General features: G+C 60.9%; 20 protein-coding genes and 1 pseudogene. 11 read left to right on the forward strand and 10 right to left on the reverse strand.

Annotated features, from left to right (window positions below; translation table 11 throughout):
- Positions 1-81: 81 nt before the first annotated feature.
- Positions 82-765 (reverse strand): TetR/AcrR family transcriptional regulator, encoded by a 684-nt coding sequence (locus tag NL154_RS11765; protein WP_434732701.1) that lies wholly within the window; start codon positions 763-765, stop codon positions 82-84.
- Positions 766-928: 163 nt separating this feature from the next.
- On the opposite strand from NL154_RS11765, the gene NL154_RS11770 reads away from it, so the two are divergent.
- From NL154_RS11770 to NL154_RS11800, 7 genes are all read left to right on the forward strand, one after another.
- Positions 929-1,993, forward strand: a complete 1,065-nt coding sequence (locus NL154_RS11770; RefSeq protein WP_434732702.1) for an efflux RND transporter periplasmic adaptor subunit — start codon at positions 929-931, stop codon at positions 1,991-1,993.
- 1 nt (position 1,994) lies between these two features.
- A complete protein-coding gene (locus NL154_RS11775; RefSeq protein ID WP_434732703.1) occupies positions 1,995-3,092 on the forward strand; it encodes an efflux RND transporter periplasmic adaptor subunit in 1,098 nt (365 codons plus the stop codon).
- A complete protein-coding gene (locus NL154_RS11780) occupies positions 3,089-6,139 on the forward strand; it encodes an efflux RND transporter permease subunit (RefSeq protein ID WP_434732704.1) in 3,051 nt (1,016 codons plus the stop codon). The genes NL154_RS11775 and NL154_RS11780 overlap by 4 nt, the downstream gene beginning before the upstream one ends.
- Before the next feature lie 94 nt (positions 6,140-6,233).
- Positions 6,234-7,436, forward strand: a complete 1,203-nt coding sequence (locus tag NL154_RS11785; RefSeq protein WP_434734087.1) for an alpha/beta hydrolase — start codon at positions 6,234-6,236, stop codon at positions 7,434-7,436.
- Complete coding sequence (locus NL154_RS11790) at positions 7,402-7,920, forward strand: TetR/AcrR family transcriptional regulator (protein WP_434734088.1); 519 nt, start codon at positions 7,402-7,404, stop codon at positions 7,918-7,920. The genes NL154_RS11785 and NL154_RS11790 overlap by 35 nt, the downstream gene beginning before the upstream one ends.
- Positions 7,921-8,367: 447 nt before the next feature.
- Positions 8,368-8,568, forward strand: a complete 201-nt coding sequence (locus tag NL154_RS11795) for a hypothetical protein (protein WP_064803254.1) — start codon at positions 8,368-8,370, stop codon at positions 8,566-8,568.
- Between the two features lie 282 nt (positions 8,569-8,850).
- A complete protein-coding gene (locus tag NL154_RS11800; RefSeq protein WP_434732705.1) occupies positions 8,851-9,870 on the forward strand; it encodes a GlxA family transcriptional regulator in 1,020 nt (339 codons plus the stop codon).
- Positions 9,871-10,097: 227 nt separating this feature from the next.
- On the opposite strand, the gene NL154_RS11805 is transcribed toward NL154_RS11800, so the two are convergent.
- The 4 genes and pseudogenes from NL154_RS11805 to NL154_RS11820 form a co-directional block, all read right to left on the reverse strand.
- Entirely contained in the window at positions 10,098-11,429 is a 1,332-nt protein-coding gene (locus NL154_RS11805; RefSeq protein ID WP_210630949.1) for a diguanylate cyclase, read from the reverse strand.
- Positions 11,430-11,615: 186 nt separating this feature from the next.
- Positions 11,616-12,446, reverse strand: coding sequence for a response regulator (locus NL154_RS11810; RefSeq protein ID WP_210630948.1), 831 nt, complete (start codon positions 12,444-12,446; stop codon positions 11,616-11,618).
- Complete coding sequence (locus tag NL154_RS11815; RefSeq protein ID WP_221164209.1) at positions 12,434-12,715, reverse strand: hypothetical protein; 282 nt, start codon at positions 12,713-12,715, stop codon at positions 12,434-12,436. The genes NL154_RS11810 and NL154_RS11815 overlap by 13 nt, the downstream gene beginning before the upstream one ends.
- 97 nt (positions 12,716-12,812) lie before the next feature.
- A pseudogene (locus NL154_RS11820) lies at positions 12,813-12,979 on the reverse strand (DUF6428 family protein); the annotation flags it as partial.
- Positions 12,980-13,021: 42 nt separating this feature from the next.
- On the opposite strand from NL154_RS11820, the gene NL154_RS11825 reads away from it, so the two are divergent.
- Genes NL154_RS11825 through arsC form a run of 4 tightly spaced genes read left to right on the forward strand, consistent with a single transcriptional unit; the run spans position 13,022 to position 15,019 of the window.
- Positions 13,022-13,378, forward strand: coding sequence for an ArsR/SmtB family transcription factor (locus NL154_RS11825; RefSeq protein ID WP_434732706.1), 357 nt, complete (start codon positions 13,022-13,024; stop codon positions 13,376-13,378).
- Positions 13,375-13,905: an arsenate reductase ArsC gene (locus NL154_RS11830; protein ID WP_434732707.1), complete on the forward strand. Its 531-nt coding sequence runs from the start codon at positions 13,375-13,377 to the stop codon at positions 13,903-13,905. The genes NL154_RS11825 and NL154_RS11830 overlap by 4 nt, the downstream gene beginning before the upstream one ends.
- Positions 13,905-14,600: an MIP/aquaporin family protein gene (locus NL154_RS11835; protein ID WP_434732708.1), complete on the forward strand. Its 696-nt coding sequence runs from the start codon at positions 13,905-13,907 to the stop codon at positions 14,598-14,600. The genes NL154_RS11830 and NL154_RS11835 overlap by 1 nt, the downstream gene beginning before the upstream one ends.
- Positions 14,597-15,019, forward strand: coding sequence for an arsenate reductase (glutaredoxin) (arsC, locus tag NL154_RS11840; RefSeq protein ID WP_210630943.1), 423 nt, complete (start codon positions 14,597-14,599; stop codon positions 15,017-15,019). Before NL154_RS11835 ends, arsC begins: the two co-directional genes overlap by 4 nt.
- A gap of 27 nt (positions 15,020-15,046) precedes the next feature.
- Here arsC and NL154_RS11845 read toward each other — a convergent pair whose 3' ends face one another.
- The 5 genes from NL154_RS11845 to NL154_RS11865 form a co-directional block, all read right to left on the reverse strand.
- Positions 15,047-15,313, reverse strand: a complete 267-nt coding sequence (locus NL154_RS11845; RefSeq protein WP_210630942.1) for a hypothetical protein — start codon at positions 15,311-15,313, stop codon at positions 15,047-15,049.
- A 112-nt stretch (positions 15,314-15,425) separates the two neighbouring features.
- Positions 15,426-17,948, reverse strand: coding sequence for a mechanosensitive ion channel domain-containing protein (locus tag NL154_RS11850; RefSeq protein ID WP_434732709.1), 2,523 nt, complete (start codon positions 17,946-17,948; stop codon positions 15,426-15,428).
- 135 nt (positions 17,949-18,083) lie between these two features.
- Positions 18,084-18,635: a DUF924 family protein gene (locus NL154_RS11855; RefSeq protein WP_210630940.1), complete on the reverse strand. Its 552-nt coding sequence runs from the start codon at positions 18,633-18,635 to the stop codon at positions 18,084-18,086.
- Positions 18,636-18,835: 200 nt separating this feature from the next.
- Complete coding sequence (locus NL154_RS11860) at positions 18,836-19,900, reverse strand: sensor histidine kinase (RefSeq protein ID WP_210630939.1); 1,065 nt, start codon at positions 19,898-19,900, stop codon at positions 18,836-18,838.
- A 127-nt stretch (positions 19,901-20,027) separates the two neighbouring features.
- Positions 20,028-21,473: an MFS transporter gene (locus tag NL154_RS11865; RefSeq protein ID WP_221145315.1), complete on the reverse strand. Its 1,446-nt coding sequence runs from the start codon at positions 21,471-21,473 to the stop codon at positions 20,028-20,030.
- Between the last annotated feature and the right edge of the window lie 93 nt (positions 21,474-21,566).

The following is a 21,566-nucleotide window of genomic DNA, read 5'->3' on the forward strand; positions in this document are numbered from 1 at the left end:
AGGCCGGACAACACGACATACCCGGCCTTTGCCAAAATCGAGAACTGCACAACTCCGTCCGGCCTAACGCACCTTGCCAAATCAGACCACTTGATTCGAATGCCGCAGAAGACCGCTCATAATGAGGTCAATGTGCGCATCCAGAAGCGCCTTGCCGTCGATCGGCTTTCGATCGCCAGACATGAGACGCCAGACGGCAACGTGAAAAATCAACCCCGCGAGCACGTCAGGCGTATCGGCCGCCGTATCGCTTCTCAACTCTCCCGACTTCACACCTTCCTCGACCAGAGCGGTCAGAGTTGCAAGCGTCGGTGCGATAAATAGCTCATGTCGGCAATCGACCATTTCGGGAAGACGAACTGCTTCGGCGACGGACAAACGCAGGAGTTCCCTCGCCTTTCGGTCGTTAGCCGTGTTTTCAAAAGCGATATGCAGCAGGGCGCGGATCCTATCGGCGCAGGATCCCCGAAGGTCGCCGACAGCGCTCGACAGGTCTGCGGATGCCGTCGATGCGTGGCGATACATCTTCTGGAAAAGAACGTCCTTGGTCGGAAAATAGAGGTAAACCGTTCCCTTTGTTATCCCCAGTCGGGTTGCGACGTCTTCAACTCGCGTTGCCGCATAACCTTTTGCTGCAAATTCCTCGAACGCTGCCTCCAGTATCTCGTGGGGACGCCGCGCCTTCCGTTCCGCCCGCGATGCTTTTTTAGCAACTCGTTCCATCATCCGATTGGAATTGTTCGAATATCCGGGGGCTAACCGCATCCACTTCACCTTTCCCTGTTCCGCGTATCGACATTTTCCGACAGCTATGTTGACATTGACTACTTTAATCTCTAAGTGGGCACTGTCAACATGAGGCGGCAGCAAAATTGAAGCTGCCGATCAACAAACGCGGCTCTCTTCGCCGACCGTACCGGAGCAAAAAATGCAGTCCTTTCGATTGCTGGGAATTGGTTTCGCCTGCGCAGTTCTCGCTGCCTGCGACGAGAAAGTTGAAGTGACGCCGCCGCAACAGCAGGTCCGCGTCATTGCGGCGTCGCAGGCTCTGTATCAACCGCGTGCGGAAATCACCGGCGAGGTGAAGGCAAGGGTTCAGACCGAACTCTCCTTCCGCGTAAGCGGGCGGGTTCTGGAGAGAAGAGTTGACGTCGGATCGCATGTTCACGCCGGCGACGTTCTGGCGAAGCTCAACGACACCGAGCAGCAGGCAGACGTAAGCGTCGCCCGAGCGGCACTGGATTCGGCAAAGGCCGTCACCACACAGAAGACCCTGGCCCTCGAGCGGGCGAAGAGCCTTGTGCAGTCGCAGGCGATAGCCAGACAGGTCTTCGACGCAGCCCAACAGGAATTGCTGAGCGCCCAGGCGGCGTTGGAGGCAGCCGAGGCCGCGCTGGCGACCGCCCAGGACGCGCTGTCCTACACCGAGGTGAGAGCCGATGCCGACGGGATCATAACGGCGCGTAGCATAGAGGTTGGACAAGTGGTGTCCGCGGCGCAATCGGTGTTCACCCTCGCGCACGACGGCCAACGGGATGCCGTCTTCGACGTCTTCGAGGCCTTCTTCCTCAACGGGCGCCCCTCGGCGGACATAGAGGTCGCGCCGCTCGCGGACCGAGCCAGCGAACTGCACGCCAAAATCCGCGAAGTGTCTCCGGTGATAGATACCAGAACCGGTACGATCCGCATAAAGGCAGCTCTTCCGGACAATGCCGAGTGGCCTCTAGGCACCACAGTCGTCGGCAGCATCCAGGCCTCGCCGCAATCAGGGATCGTTCTGCCTTACAACGCGATCGCCTCCGACCGGGGTGATCCCGCCGTCTGGCTGGTCGACCCCGAAAAGCACAACGTCACCCTCCGCAGGATTTCGGTTGACCGCTACCGCAAGAGCGACTTCGTCGTGGCTGGCGGTATCGCGCCGAACGACCTCATCGTCACGGAGGGAGGAAAATTTCTTAGAGAAGGCCAGGCAGTAGCCTGGGAAGGCAAGTGAGATGACTGTCAACCCCTTCTATGCAACGCTTCCGCTTCTGCTCTCGATCTCGCTCCTCGCCGGCTGTGACGAAAGCTCGGTCGCCCGGGAGCAGGTGAAACCCCGTCCCGTCAAGACCGTGACGGCGACTGCTGAGCCGGAGAAAATCGGAAGCCTGCCCGGGATCGTGCAAGCCCGCGTCGAAGCAGACATGGCCTTTCGCACGCTTGGGCGCATCATAGCGCGCAGGGTCGAGGTCGGAGACCTTGTTTCTAAAGGCGAGGTCGTCGCCGAGATCGATCCGCTTAGCCTTCAACTCGCGGTGAGGAGCGCAGAAGCCGATCTGCGCGACGCACAGGCGCAACTTGACAACGCCGCTGTCACGGAAAGACGCAAGCGGGCGCTTGCGAACACCAACGCCGCCAGCGTTGCCGACTACGATCTAGCGGAGCAGCAGTTCAAGTCGGCCGAGGCGAATGTTGCAAGGACGACGGCAAGCCTTGCCAAGGCGCGTGAGCAGCTTGGCTACTCGGAACTCCGAGCCGAGTTCGATGGCGTCGTCACTGCCACATCTGCGGAAACGGGTCAGACGGTCGCAGCCGGTCAAACGGTTCTGAGGCTCGCGCGCCCCGACCTGCGTGATGTGGTCATCGACGTACCGGAAGCGCTTTTGTCATCCGGCAAGGTGGCCGACGAATTTCGGGTTTCGCTGCAACTGGACGCCCGCCAGGAAACCTCGGGCAAGGTGCGCGAGATTGCGCCCCAGGCCGAACCCAGCACCCGCACCTACAGGGTCAAGCTCGCAATCGACCAGGCGCCTGAGGTTTTCCGTCTCGGCGCGGTGGTCACCGTCAATGCCATGGCCAAGGCAGCGAAAGGATCGATCCGCCTGCCGATTTCCGCGATCAGCGACAAGGACGGCGCCGATCACGTCTGGGTCGTCGACGGGTCGACGGGCACGGTGAAGTCCACGCCTGTTGAGCTCGAACCACCGAAGGCCGATGCCAGTTTCGTCCGAGTTCTCTCCGGGCTGCGGGAAGGAGACGAAATCGTGGTCGCCGGCGTGAACGAACTTGTCGACGGACAGAAGGTCAAACGCGAACAGGAGCCGCGCTCGTGAACAAGTTCAATCTCTCAGAATGGGCGCTCGAGCATCGCTCTCTCGTCTGGTATTTCATGATCATCTTCGCGATTGCCGGCGCCTTCGCCTATCTCGGCCTCGGACGCGAGGAAGATCCTTCCTTCACGATCAAAACGATGGTCATCCAGGCCCAATGGCCCGGCGCGTCCGCCCAGGAAGTGACCGACCAGGTTGCCGACCGCATTGAGAAGAAACTGCAGGAACTCGACAACCTCGAGCATACCCGCAGCATCACTACGGCCGGCCAGACGACGGTGTTCGTTGATCTGCTGCCGGATACGAACGCACGGGACGTGAAGCCAACCTGGATCCGGGTGCGCAACTTGATCGCGGATATCAAGCAGGACTTCCCGCAGGGGGTCGTAGGTCCATTCTTTGATGACGCATTTGGGGACGTCTACGGCAATATCTTTGCGCTCACCGGTAACGGACTGAGCTTCAGGGAACTCCGCGATTTTGCCGAGAATGCACGAACGCAAATCCTCAAGATCCCGGACGTGGGCAAAGTCGACATCATCGGTGCTCAGGACGAGGTCATCTATCTGGAATTCTCGACGCGCAAGATCGCCGCTCTCGGCATCAATCGCGCCGACATCATCGCCACGCTACAGGCACAGAACTCCGTCACCCAGTCGGGCTTCGTCCAGACCGGACCGGAACGCATTGCATTGCGCGTCGGCGGCCGGTTCATCTCCGAAGATACCTTGCGCGGCATCAACCTCAGGGTAAACGATCGCTTCTTCCCCCTGACTGACGTCGCCACGATCACCCGCGGCTATGTAGACCCGCCGACATCGCTGTTCCGCTTCAATGGAAAGCCCGCGATCGGGCTGGCGATCGGCATGAAGACCGGTGGAAATCTGCTTCACTTTGGCGAAGCACTCCAAGAAACGATGGCTCGGGTCATTCAGGACATGCCAGTCGGCGTCTCGATGGAGCAGGTATCCGACCAGCCGAAGGTGGTTGAGGAGGCCGTTGGAGGCTTCACAAAGGCCCTGTTCGAGGCAGTCGCCATCGTGCTGGCGATCAGTTTCGTCAGTCTCGGCGTTCGCGCCGGCCTCGTCGTCTCGATTGCGATCCCGCTGGTCCTCGCCATCACCTTCATGGTGATGCTTTATTCCGGAATTTCGCTTCAGCGAATATCGCTCGGAGCTCTGATCATCGCGCTCGGCCTGCTTGTCGACGACGCAATGATTGCGGTTGAGATGATGGTGGCGCGGCTGGAACTGGGTGACAGTCTCAGGAAGGCCGCCACTTACGTCTACACGTCGACTGCGTTCCCGATGCTGACCGGCACGCTCGTGACCGTCGCCGGTTTCATACCGGTGGCGTTCAACAAGAGCAATGCCGGCGAGTTTACCTTCACTCTCTTCGTCGTCATCGCCGTATCTCTCGTCGTGTCCTGGGTCGTCGCTGTTCTGTTCACACCCCTCATCGGCGTGACGATCCTTCCGAAGACGATGAAGAAGCATGCCGAACACAAGGGCTGGTTTGTGACGGCGTTCTCGAGCCTTCTGCACGCATGCCTGCGCTGGCGCTGGATGACGATCATGGCAACGATCCTGGTGTTCGCAGCATCGGTCGCCGGCCTGTCATTGGTCCAGCAGCAGTTCTTCCCGAGTTCCGACAGGCCGGAGCTGATCGTCGACTGGAACCTGCCGCAGAACAGCTCGATCGCCGAAACGAGCCGCCAGATGGCGCAATTCGAGCGGGAGATGCTGGCAGGCAACCCGGCGGTCGACCACTGGTCGACATACGTCGGGAGAGGCGCGCCCCGTTTCATCCTTTCCTTTGACGTGCAGCCGGCCGACGTCGCCTTCGGCCAGACCGTCATCGTCACCAAAGGACTCGATGTCCGGAACAAGCTCAAGCAGGACGTCGAATCCTATCTACAGAAGACCTTTCCCGGCACCGACGGCTACGTGAAGCTTCTGGAAGTCGGGCCGCCAGTCGGCAAGCCGATCCAATACCGGGTATCCGGCGAGGATCTGCAGACCGTGCGCGGACTGGCGCAGAAACTGGCTTCGATCGTGGGCAGCCATCCCTCGCTCAAGAACCTCGCGTTCGACTGGAACGAGCCCGCCCGCGTCGTGAAGATCGACGTGCTTCAGGACAAGGCGCGACAGCTCGGGGTCTCATCGCAGGACATCGCGATGGCGCTCAACACTGTGGTGCAGGGGAACGCCGTCACCCAGGTACGCGATGACATCTACCTCGTCGATGTGGTCGGCCGCGCGGCTGAAAAGGAACGCGAGTCTGTGGATACGCTCCTCGACCTGCAACTGCAAAGCAGCAACGGCCAGTCGGTTCCGCTCTCGTCGGTCGCGACCTTCCGATACGAGCTGGAACAGCCGACGATCTGGCGTCGCGACCGGATCCCGACGATCACGGTCAAGGCCGGGATCGCTGACGCGACGCAACCGGCGACCATCGTGAAGGATTTGTCCGACAAGATTGCCACGTTCGAAAAGACGTTGCCGGCAGGGTATTCCGTGCAGGTCGCAGGCGCTGTCGAGGAAAGCGCCAAGTCGCAGGGTCCGATCGCGAAGGTAGCGCCGGCCATGTTCCTGATCATGGCGACACTCCTGATGATCCAGCTCCAGAGCTTCCACAGGCTCTTCCTGGTCTTCTCAGTCGCGCCGCTGGCGTTGATCGGCGTCGTCGTCGCTCTGCTCGCCAGCAATGCGCCGCTCGGCTTCGTCGCGCTGCTCGGGGTGCTCGCGCTGGTCGGCATCCTGATCCGCAACTCGGTGATCCTTATCGTGCAGATCGAGGAGCTGCGCGCGGAGGGTATGTCGGCCTGGAAGGCGGTGGTGGAGGCGACCGAGCACCGCATGCGGCCGATCATGCTCACCGCCGCGGCGGCCACCCTGGCGCTGATCCCGATCTCGCATGAGATATTCTGGGGACCGATGGCCTACGCCATGATGGGCGGGATCGTCGTCGGAACGGCGCTGACGCTTCTCTTTCTGCCCGCGCTCTACGTCACCTGGTTCCGTATTCCTCGTGAAGTCGAGCAGCACTGACATGACCGCTCTTGTCTCATTCCATCAGCAAAAGGCCCAGGTTCCACCGCCGCGCGGCCTTACGCAACCAGCCGCTGCCACTGGTCGCGGCCGCGTGAAGCTGTGGGTCCCGGTCCTTCTCACAATAGCTCTAGTCGCATCGGGTTGCGCAGGGCGGCGGCAGGACGTGCTTCGCCCCCTCGCCGTTGCCCCGACCGACACCAGCCGGGTCACCATGCTCGTCGCCACGACGCGCAAGCCCTCGGAGGATCCTGGCAAACTCTTTTCCGGCGACCGCGGGACGGCGATAACGCTTAACAGCGTCTGCGTTTCGATACCCCCTGACCGCAATCGGAAGATCGGAGAGGTGCAGTGGCCCTCGCGCCTGCCCCAAAACCCGGAAAAGGAGTTCGCTGTCACCGGGGTCTCCACTGTCCCATCGGAGCGACAGGCGCGTGACTGGTTCCGAAAGAATCGAAACTCGAAGCGGCAGGTGCTCATTTTCGTCCATGGCTTCAACAACACCTATGCCGACGCGGTCTTCCGCTTGGCGCAGATCGTCCATGATTCCGGAACCGACGCGGCTCCAATCCTCTTCACGTGGCCCTCGAGAGGCCGTGTCTTCGACTACCTTTATGACAGGGAGAGTGCAAATTATTCTCGCCGCGCCCTGGAGGATCTGATCCTTCAGGCTGCAAGAAGTCCCGACGTCGACGACGTGACGATCCTGGCCCACTCCATGGGAGGCTGGCTTGCAGCGGAGGCCCTGCGCGGTGTTGCCATGCGGGAGAAATCGATACCGTCCAAGGTCAGGAATGTCATCCTGGCATCCCCGGACATCGACATCGACGTGTTTCGCCGTCAGTTCACGGAAATGGGGCCGAAGAGGCCGCACTTTGCGATCCTGACATCGACGCGCGACAAGGCGCTGGAGGTGTCCGGCTGGCTGTCGGGTGGCGTCAACCGCGTCGGCGGCACCGATCTCAGACCCTATGCACCCCTTCTCGACCAACTCGGCGTTTCCGTGATCGACACGAGCGGCATCGCAACCAGCGATCCGCTCGGCCACAACGCTTTCGCCGACAGTCCCGAGATCGTGCGCATGCTCGGGCGGCGGCTGGCGGGGCAGAGCCTGGAGGGCGGAAAGGCAGGCGTTGCCGATGAGATCGGGATGACAGCGGCCAACTTCGCCGGCTCGGCAGCGCGCGTAGCCGTTGCGGCTCCGGTGGCCATCATCAGTCCGGAGGCACGCGATGCGCTGAAACGGGAGCTTTCCTCCGATGATGGAAAGATCGTCAACGGGCAGATCTCGTACTGAGCCTTCAGCGGGATTCTGCGATGAGGATCCGTCTGAAATTCCCTGTCCGGCAACTTACCGGCCGGACAGGGCTTCACTTCGAGACGATAGGATTCGAAGCCGTACGCCCAAAGGACTCGCAAATGGAAAGTCGCCTGATCCATCGATCGAGTCACGCGCAGAAGAGAGATCCCACATTGTCGAAGCTGCCACCACAGCGTGCCGGCGATACGGACCATTGAAAACGAACGTCACCGATATTGCCCGACTGATCGGAAAGTCGCCGGCAAGCGTGTACAAGGTCTTCCCTACTAAGGCTGCCGTACTGGACGCCGTGGCGGCGAGCTTCTTCGAGCAGCGTTTCTGCTTTACCCAGTCTGCTGAAAGCGGCCAAGCCAGTGCAGGAGCGTTTGAAAGAAACGATCTGGGACAGCACCGACTGGTGCTGCAGGCGCGGACAATGACGCTGCGGTCGAACGCGCACGAGCCATCATGGTGCAGTTGACGGTGTTCGGTTCCCGAGGCGGTGGTCGAAGCGTGAACACCTATGATGCCGGCAGCAACGGGAATTTCGACGACGAGCTGCCCCATCTCGACACTCGGCACTGATCACTCCGCCCTCGCATACAGAATTCAGCTCGCTGCATTGGCCTTCGCGGCACGATCTTGCTCAACTGCCATTTCCAAAGGGAAAAAAGCTTGCCGTCTGTTGGAGAGACGCCAGCGGCATCCAGAGCCCACTTCCGCTCGCAGGGTTCAAAGTGCTTGGTACCGACAAATAGAGGCCACGAGGTCCATTGTCGGGAGGCGCCGAGATCATTCAATATCGTTGATGCTATCCATAAGCTCTATTCGTTTGAATGATGAGTTCCCGACGCCCATATTAACAGCGTGGACATGGACGAACCTCCCATCGACGACCATGTCCCTGACCCAGGAAAGGAACTGGATAATGACCACGCTCACCTATCGGGGTGGTGGCAAGACCCTCACCTCCGGCGAAGGCCGCTTCGATCTGGGCCATTACGCCCACAAGCTCGTGCTTGCCTGGACGCGCTGGCGGACCGCCCGTGAAATCGAAGCCATGCCGTTTGACGTCCGCAAGGATATCGGCTGGCCGAGCACCGACGACAGCAAACACCGGACCATGTAATGAATGCGACATTCCTCCTGAGATGAGGGCGGCGTCTGCCTCGCGCAACGCCGCCTTTTTCCTGTCCGCTGTGCCGTTCCCAGCCGTTTTCAGCCCCGAATTTCAGTCGCGTATGAGCCTGTCTTCTGCCCCGATCGGCGATTTGACCGGTCAAATTCCGGTCAATGTCGCATATTTGCTCTTCCCGGCCGCATTTTTCCATGCCACTGTCGCTTTTAGGACATCAGCGCGACGCATTCCGCGCAACGAATATGTCATCGCCCCTCGAGCATGGATTTCGCTATGAACAGGATGCAGATCAAGAAGCGCTCACTGGTCTTCTTTATGGTACCGCAATTCACCATGCTGCCCTTTTCGGCAGCGGTGGACACCTTGCGCATCGCCAACCGCATGCTCGGCTATCAGGCCTATACCTGGCGGCTCGCCTCGGTCGACGGAGAGAAGGTCTATTCCTCCTGCGGCATCGGCATCGAGGCAAATTCCTCGCTCGCCGAGGAACGCCGGCATCTGGGCGGCGAAAACCGTCCCGGCATGGTGCTCGTCTGTTCCGGCATCGATATCGAGGAATTCAACAATAAATCCGTCTATGCCTGGCTGCGCGAATGCTACAATCGCGGCGTCGCCGTCGGCAGCCTCTGTACGGGCGCGCATGTGCTGGCTCAGGCCGGCCTCCTGAACGGCAAACGCTGCGCCATCCATTGGGAGAACCTGCCAGGCTTTTCCGAAGCCTTTCCGCAGGCGGAGGTCTATGCCGACCTCTACGAGGTCGACGGCAATCTCTATACCTGCGCCGGCGGCACCGCCTCGCTCGACATGATGCTGAACCTGATTGGCGAGGATTTCGGCGAAAGCCTCGTCAACCGCATCTGCGAGCAGCACCTGACCGACCGCGTGCGCAACCCGCACGACCGCCAGCGCCTGCCGCTGCGCGCCCGTCTTGGCGTGCAGAACGCCAAGGTTCTGTCGATCATCGAGCTGATGGAAGGCAATCTCGCCGAGCCGCTGTCGCTGATCGAGATCGCCGATGGCGCCGGCCTCTCCCGACGCCAGATCGAACGGCTGTTCCGCCAGGAGATGGGCCGTTCGCCGGCCCGCTACTATCTGGAAATTCGCCTTGACCGCGCGCGCCACCTGCTGGTCCAGTCCTCGATGCCCGTCGTCGAGGTCGCCGTCGCCTGCGGCTTCGTCTCGGCCTCGCATTTCTCCAAGTGTTATCGCGAACTCTACCACCGCTCACCGCAGCAGGAACGCGCCGAGCGCAAGATGACCATGGCGACGGCAAGACAGGCTGTTGCGGCTTGAGGCATCGGAAGGTCGCCGAGTGATAGGGCCGTGTCGGCCCCTCATCCGCCTGCCGGCCCCTTCTCCCCGCTTGCGGGGCGAAGGGGATACGCCGCACCGGCTTCCTCAGCCTCAACGCTGCATTTGGCATGCCCCCTCGCCCCGTTTAACCGGGGAGAGGGTTAGGGTGAGGGGCTGCCATTGGCGCAAACCGGACGGTGGCGAGAGGCTAATTACCGCAAGCAGTCCTACTGCGCCACCTCTTCCGTCATCCTGGCGTCGGAATAGACCTGGTTACGGCCGCGATGCTTGGCCATATAGAGGAACTGGTCGGCGGCGTTGAGATAATTCTCGAAGGTTTCATAGCTGCCGATTTCGGCGATGCCGATCGAGATGGTGACGCCGAGTTCCTCGTCGTCGGCCGTTACCTTCAGCCGCGAAATATCCGAGCGGATCTCGTCGCAGAGCTTGGTGGCGGCGGCCGAGTCCATCTGCGGAAAGAGGATGGCGAACTCCTCGCCGCCGAGGCGCGACAACAGGTTGTCGCTGCCGTCGAAGATCGTGAACAGCCTGTTTGCAACTGCTTTCAGCACCTTGTCGCCGATCTCGTGGCCGTATGTGTCGTTCAGCCGCTTGAAGTGGTCAATATCGAGGATGGCGACCGAGCTCGGCACTTTCAACCGCAAGCACTCGTTCACCAGCTTCGGGCCATTGTCATAGAAATAGCGGCGGTTATAGAGGCCGGTCAGATAGTCGCAGGCCGCAGCGGCCCTCAACTGGCGCATCTGCGCCAGTGTTTCCGCATTGTTTGCGATGCGGCATTGCAGCTCCTCGGCCACGAAGGGCCGGTAGACGAAATCGCTGGCGCCGGCTTTGAGGAAACTCGCGGACAGCATGCGATCGTTGGAGGAGGAGACGCCGATGACGCGCAACCGGTCCGAACCGAAGCGATGGCGGATGCGCCGCGTCAGCTCGTAGCCGCTCATATCCGGCATGTGATGATCGGTGACGACGAGTTCGATATCGCTATAGGCTTCGAGCGCCGCCAGCGCCTCGAGCCCCGAGCTTGCCTCGACGACCAGATATTGCTGTGCCTTCAGGAGATCGACGAGAACCTGGCGTACCGAGACGACATCGTCGACGACGAGCACCCGCGTCTTGCGGTTGGAGATCGCACGGCGGACGGTGGCGACCAGATTGTCGAGCGCGAACTCATTGTCCTTCAGCACGTAATCGATGACATTGCGCTCCATGATCCTGTTGCGCGTATTGAGATCGAACGTGGCGGTGAAGACGATTGCTGGAATATCGTGCTCGATCGTGCAGTCGAGCGCCTCGCCATAGGGCGAATCCGGCAGGTTCAGATCGACGACCGCCATGGTGTAGCCGTGACCGTCTTCGGCAAGTTCCCTGCGAAGCGCCTTCAGCGACGAGCAGGATTTGACAGCAAGGCCAAGTTCCGTTTGGAACCGATGGCAAAGCACGGCGGAAAACATTCGAGAATCTTCAACCAGAAGTATCTTTAGCCCGCCGGAACGCAGCCCGATGCCATCTCGCTGAAAATCCGCCTGAAAAGCCACAGCCCCTATTCCCCCTTGCGCCTTATGGGCTCGACTCGGCCCTTCCCCCGGCGCGGCGGACGATAACCGAGAGGCTCATCCGCGTGAAGGGGACAAATATCCTGGTTACCTGTAATTGCAAAAATCCAGCGCCCGGCAGCGCCGATCGCCCCCGGCTTCCTCGCGATCCAGATCCTGGAAGGGCCGTCAGGCAACCGCCCGCTCCTTGCGCATGGACTGAATCTGCAGCAGCGTGTCGAGATTCTGGTTGACGCGGCAGTAGAACTCCTCGTCGATGAAGGGACGCAGCATGAAATCATTGCCGCCGGCCTTCAGAAACCGCGCCGAAAGCAGCCGGTTCGAGGACGAGGAAACACCGATGATGCGCAATTCGTGCGAGCCGATATGAGCCCGGATGCGCCGCGTCAGTTCAAAGCCGTCTATATCGGGCATATTGTAGTCGGTGATCATCAGGCCGATATCGCGACTGGCCTTCAGGATCTCCAGCGCCTTGGCGCCGTTTTCGGCGGTGCTCACTCGGAAATTATAGCGCTTCAGCCGGCTCGACAGCAGGGCGCGCGCCGTCGCGCTGTCGTCGACGATCAGCACGTGATGGCGATGATTGGTCAGAAACCGGCAGATCGACTCCGCCAGAAGGTCGACGGCGAAAATATTGTCTTTGAGGATATAGTCGACAATGTCCTTGGCGATCAGTTTGTCGCGCATGCCTTCATGGAAGGTGCCGGTAAACACGATGGTCGGTATGGAGAGATCGACCAGATATTCCAGCGCCTCGCCGTTTTCGGCGCCGGGCAGGTTGATGTTCGAGATCGCCAGCGTGATCGGGTCGGAAGACTTGTCGTAGGAAAACTGCAGATCCTCGAAGCTGCGGCAGATCTCGACATCGATGTCGAACAGCTCCTTCAGGCGCTTGCTGATCATGGAGGTGAATACGTTGGAATCTTCCGCGACAATAATCCGCGCACCGGCAAACATTTCCCCGGAATATTGCATCCCCGAAATACCTAGAAACGCCATAAGCAAACCTTTGATGTAAATTCTGTCCCCGAGCCAATTCGATACATCAATTGATTTGAATAATTATTAATCAGCATCTGCCGCTGCGAAATGAACACGCGGCGCAATGGTGCGCCTGCGATTTCTTTGCGGATATGATTAAGAGTCTGATCGAGAAAGCGGGATAGCGGACCAGCCTTCGTGTCATGAGCTTGATCATTGCAGCCTGGATGAACGTAGCGCATGCCGCTTCTATCATGTTGACGCCTGGTAGCGGGCGTCCGGATCATTCGATCTCTCCGCGTTTGTCGCCTAGATACGCAGGCATTAATCAGACACAGACGGCAAACCCAGCGAGCGCGCCTCGATCTTGTGCAGCAATTCGCGGGCCGAAAACTGGCCCGCCTTGACCTCGGTGATATGATAGCCCGGCTTCACCGGCCGGCCGTCATGGTAAAAAACAGGGAAGAGTCCCTGGCGCCGGCAAGCACGCTGAGCAGCATACCGAGATCGATATCGGTCTCCTGAATTCTACTGTTGTCGATGGCGTTCATTTGCGCTAATCATCGTTTCAATGATTCAAGGATTATTGAAATATGGATCAACGTCAAGCCCTGGCCGCATTTGGCGCGCTTTCGCAGGAAACGCGCCTCCACATCATTCGCATGCTTGTCGTATCGGGTCCTGATGGAATGGCGGCAGGCGCCATCGCCGATAAGGCGGAGGTTTCCCCGTCCAACATCTCCTTCCATTTGAAGGAGCTGGAACGAGCCGGCCTTATTGGCCAACAGCGCGAATCCCGCTCGATCATCTACACGGCCAATTACGAAGCGCTCGGTGCCCTGATCCGCTTCCTAATGGAGGATTGCTGCGGCGCAAACGCCGAGATCTGCGCGCCCGCTGCCACTGTCGCCGCATGCTGCGCACCTGCAAACAAGGAGGAACTGCAGTGACCACAGACCGCGTTTACAATGTGCTCTTTCTCTGCACCGCCAATTCTTCCCGCTCGATCTTGGCTGAATCCATTCTGAAGACCGAGGGCAAGGGCCGATTCAAGGCCTATTCCGCCGGCAGCCAGCCGAGGGGCGAGGTCAATCCTCTGGCGCTGAAGGAGCTTGCGGCGCTCGGTTATCCCTCGGCCGGCTTTCGCTCGAAGAGCTGGGACGAATTTGCCAAACCTGAAGCACCGGAGATGGATTTCATCTTCACCGTCTGCGACACCGCCCACGGTGAAGCCTGCCCTGTCTGGATCGGCCATCCGATGACCGCTCACTGGGGCGTCGAGGATCCGGCCGCCGTCGAGGGCAGCGAGGTCGAGAAGGGCCGTGCCTTCGCGCAGGCCGCCCGCTTCCTCAAGAACCGGATCATGGCCTTCCTCAGCCTGCCCTTGTCGTCGATCGACAAGCTGGCGCTGGAGCAGCATCTGCGCCAGATCGGCGCGATGGAAGGCACGACCGCTAAACCGGCGGGCGCCGGCTGATGGCGTCGTTCGATTTACCGCGCCGGCTGGTCGCAGAGGCCCTCGGCACCGCCATGCTGGTCGCAACCGTCGTCGGATCCGGCATCATGGCGGCATCGCTGACCGCGGATACGGGACTTGCCCTGCTCGGCAACACGCTGGCGACCGGCGCCATGCTGGTGGTGCTGATCACCGTTTTCGGACCCATCTCCGGCGCCCATTTCAATCCGGCCGTCTCGCTCGTCTTTGCCATGTCGCGCACGCTGGCGAAACGCGATCTCTCTGGATATGTCGCCGCGCAGATCGTCGGCGGCATTGTCGGAACCGTCATCGCTCATCTAATGTTCGCCCTGCCGATCGTCGAGTTGTCGAGCAAGGTGCGCACCGGCGACGCGCAATGGTTTTCTGAAGGTGTCGCGACCTTCGGTCTGGTCGCCATCATCCTTGCCGGCATCAGGTTCGAGCAGAAGGCGGTGCCGTGGCTGGTCGGCCTCTACATCACCGCCGCCTATTGGTTCACCGCCTCGACCTCCTTCGCCAATCCGGCCGTCGCCTTGGCCCGCTCGCTGACAGACACTTTCTCCGGCATCCGCCCAATCGATCTTCCCGGATTCTGGATCGCCGAAATATCCGGTGCTGTCGCAGCCCTTCTCCTGTTCAGCTGGCTGTTACAGCCTGGCGCTTCGTCAACGCTATCGTCAGAGGCAAAACTATGAATGTCACCATCTACCACAATCCCGCGTGCGGCACGTCGCGCAATACGCTGGCGATCATCCGCAACGCCGGTATCGAACCTGATATCATCGACTATGTGAGGAACCCGCCATCGCGTGAGGAACTGGCAAGAATGATCGCCGATGCCGGCCTCACCGTGCGCCAGGCCCTTCGCGACAAAGATACGCTCTATGCCGAACTCGGCCTCGACAATCCTGATCTGACCGACGATCAGCTTCTCGACGCTATGCTGGCGGAGCCGATCCTGATCAACCGGCCCTTCGTCATCACACCGCTTGGCACACGCCTGTCGCGGCCTTCCGAGGTGGTCCTGGAAATCCTGCCGGAGACGCACAAGGGTGCCTTCACCAAGGAAGACGGCGAGAAGGTCCTGGATGCGGAGGGCAAGCGCATTATCTGAGCCGTCCAGCCTGACAGGTCCGCAACCCTATTTGACGACCGCCGAGCCTTTGATAATGTCGATCGTCTCGCCGCCATCGAGCCCGATCCGGTCGCCGTCGGGTGTCGTCATGAAGCAGCCGGAGGAGCAGAGGCTTTCGGAAGCGCCGGCATCGACCACGACTTCGACGCGCTGGCCGCCCTCGGTGATGATGAGCACCACGGCGGCTGGATCGGTGTTGGTGATGGATGCCGCATTGACCGCCGGCGCGGCAAGCAGCGGGACAAGCAGAACGGCGGCAAATCTTGCCATCATATGCGGCGGCGCTGACGCGCCCTCCCCTCGAAAGATCGGTGCTGCCCTCGGCAGCGATCCCGATGGAAGGGATCATGCACATAGACCTGTGAATGATGGCTGAATAAGCTGTTCAGCTCTCCGCTGCCCGCCCGCGCAGTTGGCGTACCGGCCGCTCTTCTTCCTCCACCGGTCTATCCTTGGAATTCTCATCGCCGCCAGCATGCTCCTTAACCGCATTGGGAAAGACGGGGGCAGCCTCCCGATGGATGGTAAGGTTGCTCTGTGGCAGCGGGATTTCTATGCCTTCCGCCTTGAAGCGCTTGAGGATCTCGATCCTGAGATTGTTGCGCACCGTCAGGCCGTCGCCCATGTCGGCGAGGAAGAAGCGAAGCTCGAAATCGAGCGAATAGGGGCCGAAGCGCAGGAATTCGACATGCGGCTCGGGATTGCGCATGACGAGCGGAATCTTCGCGGTCAACTCCAAGAGAATATCCATCACCATCTGCGGATCGGCGTCGTAGCTGACGGAGACCGGGATTTCCGAACGGCCGATCTTGTTGCGATGCGTCCAATTGCCGACGAGGCCGTTGATCAGTTCCGAATTCGGCACGATGATCGCCTGCTTGCGGAAAGTCTCGATCTCGGTGGCCCGCACCGAGATCCGCTTGACGATACCTTCGGCCGTACCGGAGACGACGTGATCGCCGACCTTGAACGGCCGCTCGACCAGCAGGATCAGGCCGGAGACGAAGTTGGAGACGATGTTCTGCAGGCCGAAACCGATACCGACCGAAAGCGCCGAGGCGACAAGCGCGAAGCTCGACAGATCGATGCCGGCGGCGGAAACGCCGATGATCGCGGCAATGCCGACGCCGAGATAACCGATGCCTGTCTTGACCGAATTTCGCACGCCGAGATCGACATGGCTTCGCGCCATGACATTGCCGTCGAGCCAGCGCTGCAGCCAGCGCGTCAGCAGGTAGACGCCGGCAAAGAGCAGGACGCCGGTGCAGATTCCGAGCAGCGAGATGCTGATGCCGCCGAGCTTGACCTCAGTGAACAGCCGGAAGGCGATAAGCTGCAGATCCTGTACATGGAAGCCCCAGAGCAGCAGGATCAGCGGAATGCCGACGAGCAGCGCCACCGCATACATGGCAAGGCCGACGAGCAGGCCGACCTGGTCTATCGCCACCGGCCCGAGGTTGAAGCGCCGCGCCAGGAAGCGCGCGAAGAAGGTGTCGCCGAAGCTTTCCTGCCGCGAGATCGCCTTGCCGGAGAGCAGGCCGACATACATGGTTGCGACGACTGCGCCGGTGATGATGAGCTGCGTGGCGACGAAGCGGGCAAGTCCGACGTAGCCGGCAAGTGCCGTAACGATCAAAGCGGCACCGACGACGCGCAGGATGATCGCCATGCCGCGCGGCCAATGTCTGCCAGGCGCGTCGGGATCGCCGCTTCTCGCCAACATCGGCTTGCCGAAGGAGACCGCGATCAGGATGATGCCGATGATGAGCGCGGCGATCAGACTTCTGACGACCGTCAGCACCAGCGGTGAGCCCATCGCTTCGCCGATGCTGCTGAAGAGATAGTCGAGCCCGTTGATGACTGCCATCGCCAGCAGGCAATAACCGATTGAGCGCGCGCCGAGGTTGGAAAGCTTGACGAGCCGCCAGCGCGGTTCGTGCGGCGCAAAGATGGCATTGATGAAGCGACCGACAAAATAGACGAGTCCGATTGTTCCGAACAGCGCGCCGATGACCGGCGCGATATCCGGCCGCAGCACGTTGAAACTGTTGAGGAAGAAGAAGGAGGTGACGAGCAGCACCGCCAGCGCCAGCGTGCGGATCAGCGTCGACCAGAAGGCGATCGACAGCCGGCCGATATAAGAAGGGTTCTCGACCGCCTCGTCCCGGCGCAGATAAGAGCCGAACAGTCGGTAGCTGCCGGAAAGCAGAATGAGCGCCGAAGCGAGCGACAGGAAGATCGCCGCGAACAGCGGGAAGCGCTTGAACTTCCAGACGAAGGTGGCCCAGCTCGACAGCGCCGTGGCAAATTCGCCAGTCTCCCGTACGAAGGCAGTCGCAGCATCGTCAAGGACGGAAACCGAGATTTCGGTGCGCCTGAAAAGCGTATCGGCGAAAAGCTGCCGCCGCATCTCGATGATCTCGTTCATGAGCTTCGTCACCGCGATCGACAGGTTTTCGGCGTCACCGGTCACCGCATTGATCTGCGCGCGCTCGGCGGCAAGCGCGTTACGCTCGTCGGTGACGATCTGCGCCTCGGGCGGCTGCCCATCCTTCGGCGGCTCGCCGATCTCGGTCAACCGGTTCTTGATCTGGTCGAAACGCGGCCTCAGGTTGACCGATATGGTGATGACGGCGCGGCTGAGTTCGTCGGCTTTGGTCGCAAGCCCGACCAGCGCATCGTCATTATCGGCGTTCTCCTTGACGCTGTCCTGCAGCGAACCAAGCTGGACCTTCGCCTTCTCGATCTCCTTCGCCGCCTGGGCGGAAGGAGTATCGACAGGCGGCGTCTCTGCTGCCGCCTGCGGCTGCGGTTCCTGCGCGAAGGCTGCTGCGCTCTCAAAATGCGCACCGGCGAGCGCCAGCGTCATGAGAAGAATGGTGCGAAGCAGGATGGATCTCAGCCGCAAAAAGGCCTCCGGAAAGGTTGTCATCGAAATTGAATGCTCGCTTTTCATCGCAAAGAAAGGCGACAGAAAGGCGGGAGATGCCTAAAGCGCCCTGCACCGAGCCTGTTCCATGCCGCGCACGTTCGTCCAAACAGCTCAGAACCCCGCGCCAGGCTTGGAGAGATAGTCGAGTTCTGCTGCCGTCGATTCCCGCCCGAGCATGGCATTGCGGTGAGGAAAGCGCCCGTAGGCGGCGATTATCTCATGGTGGCGGATCGCATAATCGAGATATTCCTCGTCGCCAAGCGCGGTGAACAGTGCCACCGAACGCGCCTGCTCATCGAGATTCTCGGCATGTTCGAAGGGCAGATAGAAGAAGGTCCGGCATGCATGTTCCACCGCCTGGTCGGCGCCGGCCGCAAGCGCAAGCTTGGCTTCCCGAAGCGCCAGCCCGTCGGTAGCAACGGCAAGCCCAGTGCCGCGATAGATGTTGCGGGGAAACTGATCGAGCACGATGACGGCCGCCAGCCGGCTCATCGGATCGGCCCGCCATTCGTCGCCGACGCCTGCGGCAAGCGCCAGATGCGTATCGCGGAATATATCACGGATCTCGACATCGAGTTCCGGCGGCGGGCGAAACCATAGCTCGCGGCCGCATCGAACGAACCAGAAATCGTAGACTTCGCGAGGTGTGCGGATCGTTGTCATGCTTTCCTCCCGTCGCGTTAGGTTCATGATGTTATGCCGGCAAGCTCTTGTAAAAATAGGACAAGGGGGCACCTTCTCCCGTTGGGTAGAAGAGGGAGTCGAGACGTTGCCGCGAATCTCTTCTCCCCTCGGGGAGAAGGTGCCGGCAGGCGGATGAGGGGGCCGCGGGCACACCCTTTATCGTGACCTTCCACCTCTACCTACTTCTCCTCATGCAACGAGAACACTAGCATCGCCCTCGTCCCTTCATGCCTGGGGTCGTAAGCGAAATCCGATTTCAAGCTCGCGGCCATCGCCGTCAAAATGCGTGTTCCGAGCCCCGTTCCCCTGGCTGAGCCCTCTGGATCGAACCCCGCTCCATCATCCTCGACGATGACGTGCAATTCTCCGTCCGTCTGGTCGACAAAAACGCGGATCTCGCCCGAGACGCTCTCGGGATAGGCATATTTGAAAGCATTGGTGACGAGTTCACTGACGATCAACCCGAGCGTGATCACCTTGTCAGTCGCCAGATTGACCGGTTTTGCGGTCAGCACGATACGGTGCGGCCGCTTGTCGTCGCGCATCGAAGCTTCGAGTTCGGTCAGCAGGCTGTTCAGATATTCATCCACCTGCACCGAGCCGACCTGCCGGTTGGTGTAGAGCCGGCGATGCACGCTGGCGATGGCGTTGATGCGCATCTGCGTCTCGTGCAGCGCGTCGATCGCCACCTGGTCCCTGGTCATGGAAGATTGCATGCGGATCAGCGCGCCGACCAGGCCGAGGCTGTTGGCGATGCGGTGATTGACTTCGGCAAGCAGCAACTCGGCATGGTCGCGCTGCTGGCGGATCACCTCCTGCGCCTGCGCCGTCTCGCGGCGGAAGCGCGCCCGCTCCAGCGCCTGTTCGAGGGCGGCGGCGAGCAGGTCGAAATAATCGGCCGAAATCCCCTTCAGCATGTAGTCATCGGCGCCCGCCTTCAGCGCCGCGACCGCGATGCTGGTGTCATCCGACCCCGTTGCATAAATGACCGGCGGATGATCCGGCACGGACGTGATGCAGGGCAGAATGTCGAGTCCGGTCTCGCCGCTCAGGAGATGATCGAGCACGACGGCGTCGATGCTGCCCTCGGCGATCCGCGCAAGGCCGGCAGCACCATTCTGCGCCCACTCGACCGAAAAGCCGCGCCGCGCAAGGTTCTTCTGCATCAGGAGGGCGAGCCCTTCGTCGTCGTCGATATAGAGGATGTGGATCAGGCCATCCGCATCGCCGCTAGAATTGCTCATTCGGTCTCCCGGCGTTCTCTCTAAGCAACGACGGCCGCAAGGGTCCGAGTCGTCGGCATGGGCACTGTCGTATTGCATTGACCGCCTGAGGTAAACATCGCTGATCCCTCGCTCATGTCGCAGGTGGTTAGCTCTTCTGGAATTTCCGGTGGCCGGAGACTTCGGCGCCAGCCTCCTTCGGCAATTGCAGGAAACGCAGCGACGAGACGATGCCGATCGCGCCAATCACGACGAAGGCCCAGCGGAAATCGGCCAAGACGGGATTGGCCGCACCCCTGAGAGCAGAGGAAATGTTGAGCACGGCGGCGGCCACCGCAACGCCGAGCAGCATCGACATCTGCTGCAGCATGCTCGACAGCGTCGAGGCCGAGCTTCGCTGCGCCGGGCCGATGTCGGCAAAGGCGAGCGTGTTCAGCGCCGTGAACTCCATCGACCGCGACAGGCCGGCGAGGAAGAGCAGCGCATGCATGAAAAACGGCGGCGTGTCAGGCGTCAGGAAACCGCAGGCAACGATCGAAAGGGCCGCGATCAGCCCATTGAGCCCGAGCACGGTGCGGAAGCCGAAGAAGCGTAAGAGCGGCGTCGTCACCGCCTTCATGCTGAAATTGCCGAGAAAATAGACGAGCAGATAGGTGCCGGCGGCAATCGAGCTCAGCCCGAAGCCAAGCTGGAACAGAAGGGGCAGCAGGAAAGGCGTCGCATTGATCGCCGTCCGGCATGCCGTGCCCGCCGAAAGCGTCGACATCGAGAAGGTCTGGACGCGGAAGGCCGAGAGGTCGAGCAGCGGATTGTCGACGGCGAGGAAATGCCGCGTCGCCATGACAGAGAGCATCATGCCCGCCGCCAGCAATGAGATGACGGGCCAAAGCCCGCCTTCCCATTTGACCGAAAGCTCCAAGGCCGCGAGCAACAGGGTCAGTCCGGCCGCGCTCAGGATAAAGCCGAGAATATCCAGCCGGCCGGGATTGGCCTCGCGCTGTTCGGGCACGAAGCGCAGCACCAGCCCCATACCGATGATGCCGATCGGGATGTTGATCAGGAAATTCCAATGCCAACTGGCATAGGTGGTGATGAAGCCGCCGAGTACGGGCCCGACCACGGGCGCCGTCAGCGCCGGCCAGGTGATCAGCGCGATTGCCTGCACGAGTTCAGACTTGCGGGCGTTTTTCAGCACGATGATGCGACCGACCGGCGTCATCAGCGCGCTGCCCGCCCCCTGCAGCGCACGCCACAGCACGAATTCCGTGAGGCTGCCGGAGAGCCCGCAGAACAGCGAAGCGCCGGTGAAGACGCCGATCGACACCAGGAAGACGCGGCGCGCGCCGAAGCGGTCACCGAGCCAGCCTGACAATGGAATGAAGGCCGCCATCGTCAGCATGTAGACGGTGATGCCGATGCTCATCGACACCGGCTGCACGCCGAAGCTTGCCGCCATCTGCGGCAGCGAGGTGGCGACGATGGTGCCGTCGAGGATCTGCATGAAGAAGGAAACGGCAACGACCAGAGCCACGATCTTCGCCTGACGGCCAGTTGCCACCTCTTGCCCGTTCTCGCTCGTCTCTGCCGTTGTCATGAAGCTGCCAATGAAAAATCCGAATGACGCGACAGGCAAGCGGGAAGGAAGCCGATCGGAGATCTGCCGCGCGGGGAGCGTGGATGTGAACCA

Origin of the sequence: Rhizobium sp. YTUHZ044 (assembly GCF_051123975.1) — a bacterium.
Classification (GTDB): Bacteria; Pseudomonadota; Alphaproteobacteria; order Rhizobiales; family Rhizobiaceae; genus Rhizobium.

Excerpts from the sequence above, each read along its gene's own strand:
- NL154_RS11855 (WP_210630940.1), bottom strand. The coding sequence starts at position 18,635 with ATGACAACGATCCGCACACCTCGCGAAGTCTACGATTTCTGGTTCGTT.
- arsC (WP_210630943.1), top strand. The coding sequence starts at position 14,597 with ATGAATGTCACCATCTACCACAATCCCGCGTGCGGCACGTCGCGCAAT.
- NL154_RS11825 (WP_434732706.1), top strand. The coding sequence starts at position 13,022 with ATGGATCAACGTCAAGCCCTGGCCGCATTTGGCGCGCTTTCGCAGGAA.
- NL154_RS11845 (WP_210630942.1), bottom strand. The coding sequence starts at position 15,313 with ATGATGGCAAGATTTGCCGCCGTTCTGCTTGTCCCGCTGCTTGCCGCG.
- NL154_RS11775 (WP_434732703.1), top strand. The coding sequence starts at position 1,995 with ATGACTGTCAACCCCTTCTATGCAACGCTTCCGCTTCTGCTCTCGATC.
- NL154_RS11790 (WP_434734088.1), top strand. The coding sequence starts at position 7,402 with ATGGAAAGATCGTCAACGGGCAGATCTCGTACTGAGCCTTCAGCGGGA.
- NL154_RS11770 (WP_434732702.1), top strand. The coding sequence starts at position 929 with ATGCAGTCCTTTCGATTGCTGGGAATTGGTTTCGCCTGCGCAGTTCTC.
- NL154_RS11815 (WP_221164209.1), bottom strand. The coding sequence starts at position 12,715 with ATGATCCGGACGCCCGCTACCAGGCGTCAACATGATAGAAGCGGCATG.
- NL154_RS11800 (WP_434732705.1), top strand. The coding sequence starts at position 8,851 with ATGAACAGGATGCAGATCAAGAAGCGCTCACTGGTCTTCTTTATGGTA.
- NL154_RS11765 (WP_434732701.1), bottom strand. The coding sequence starts at position 765 with ATGCGGTTAGCCCCCGGATATTCGAACAATTCCAATCGGATGATGGAA.
- NL154_RS11810 (WP_210630948.1), bottom strand. The coding sequence starts at position 12,446 with ATGGCGTTTCTAGGTATTTCGGGGATGCAATATTCCGGGGAAATGTTT.
- NL154_RS11795 (WP_064803254.1), top strand. The coding sequence starts at position 8,368 with ATGACCACGCTCACCTATCGGGGTGGTGGCAAGACCCTCACCTCCGGC.
- NL154_RS11835 (WP_434732708.1), top strand. The coding sequence starts at position 13,905 with ATGGCGTCGTTCGATTTACCGCGCCGGCTGGTCGCAGAGGCCCTCGGC.
- NL154_RS11860 (WP_210630939.1), bottom strand. The coding sequence starts at position 19,900 with ATGAGCAATTCTAGCGGCGATGCGGATGGCCTGATCCACATCCTCTAT.
- NL154_RS11865 (WP_221145315.1), bottom strand. The coding sequence starts at position 21,473 with ATGACAACGGCAGAGACGAGCGAGAACGGGCAAGAGGTGGCAACTGGC.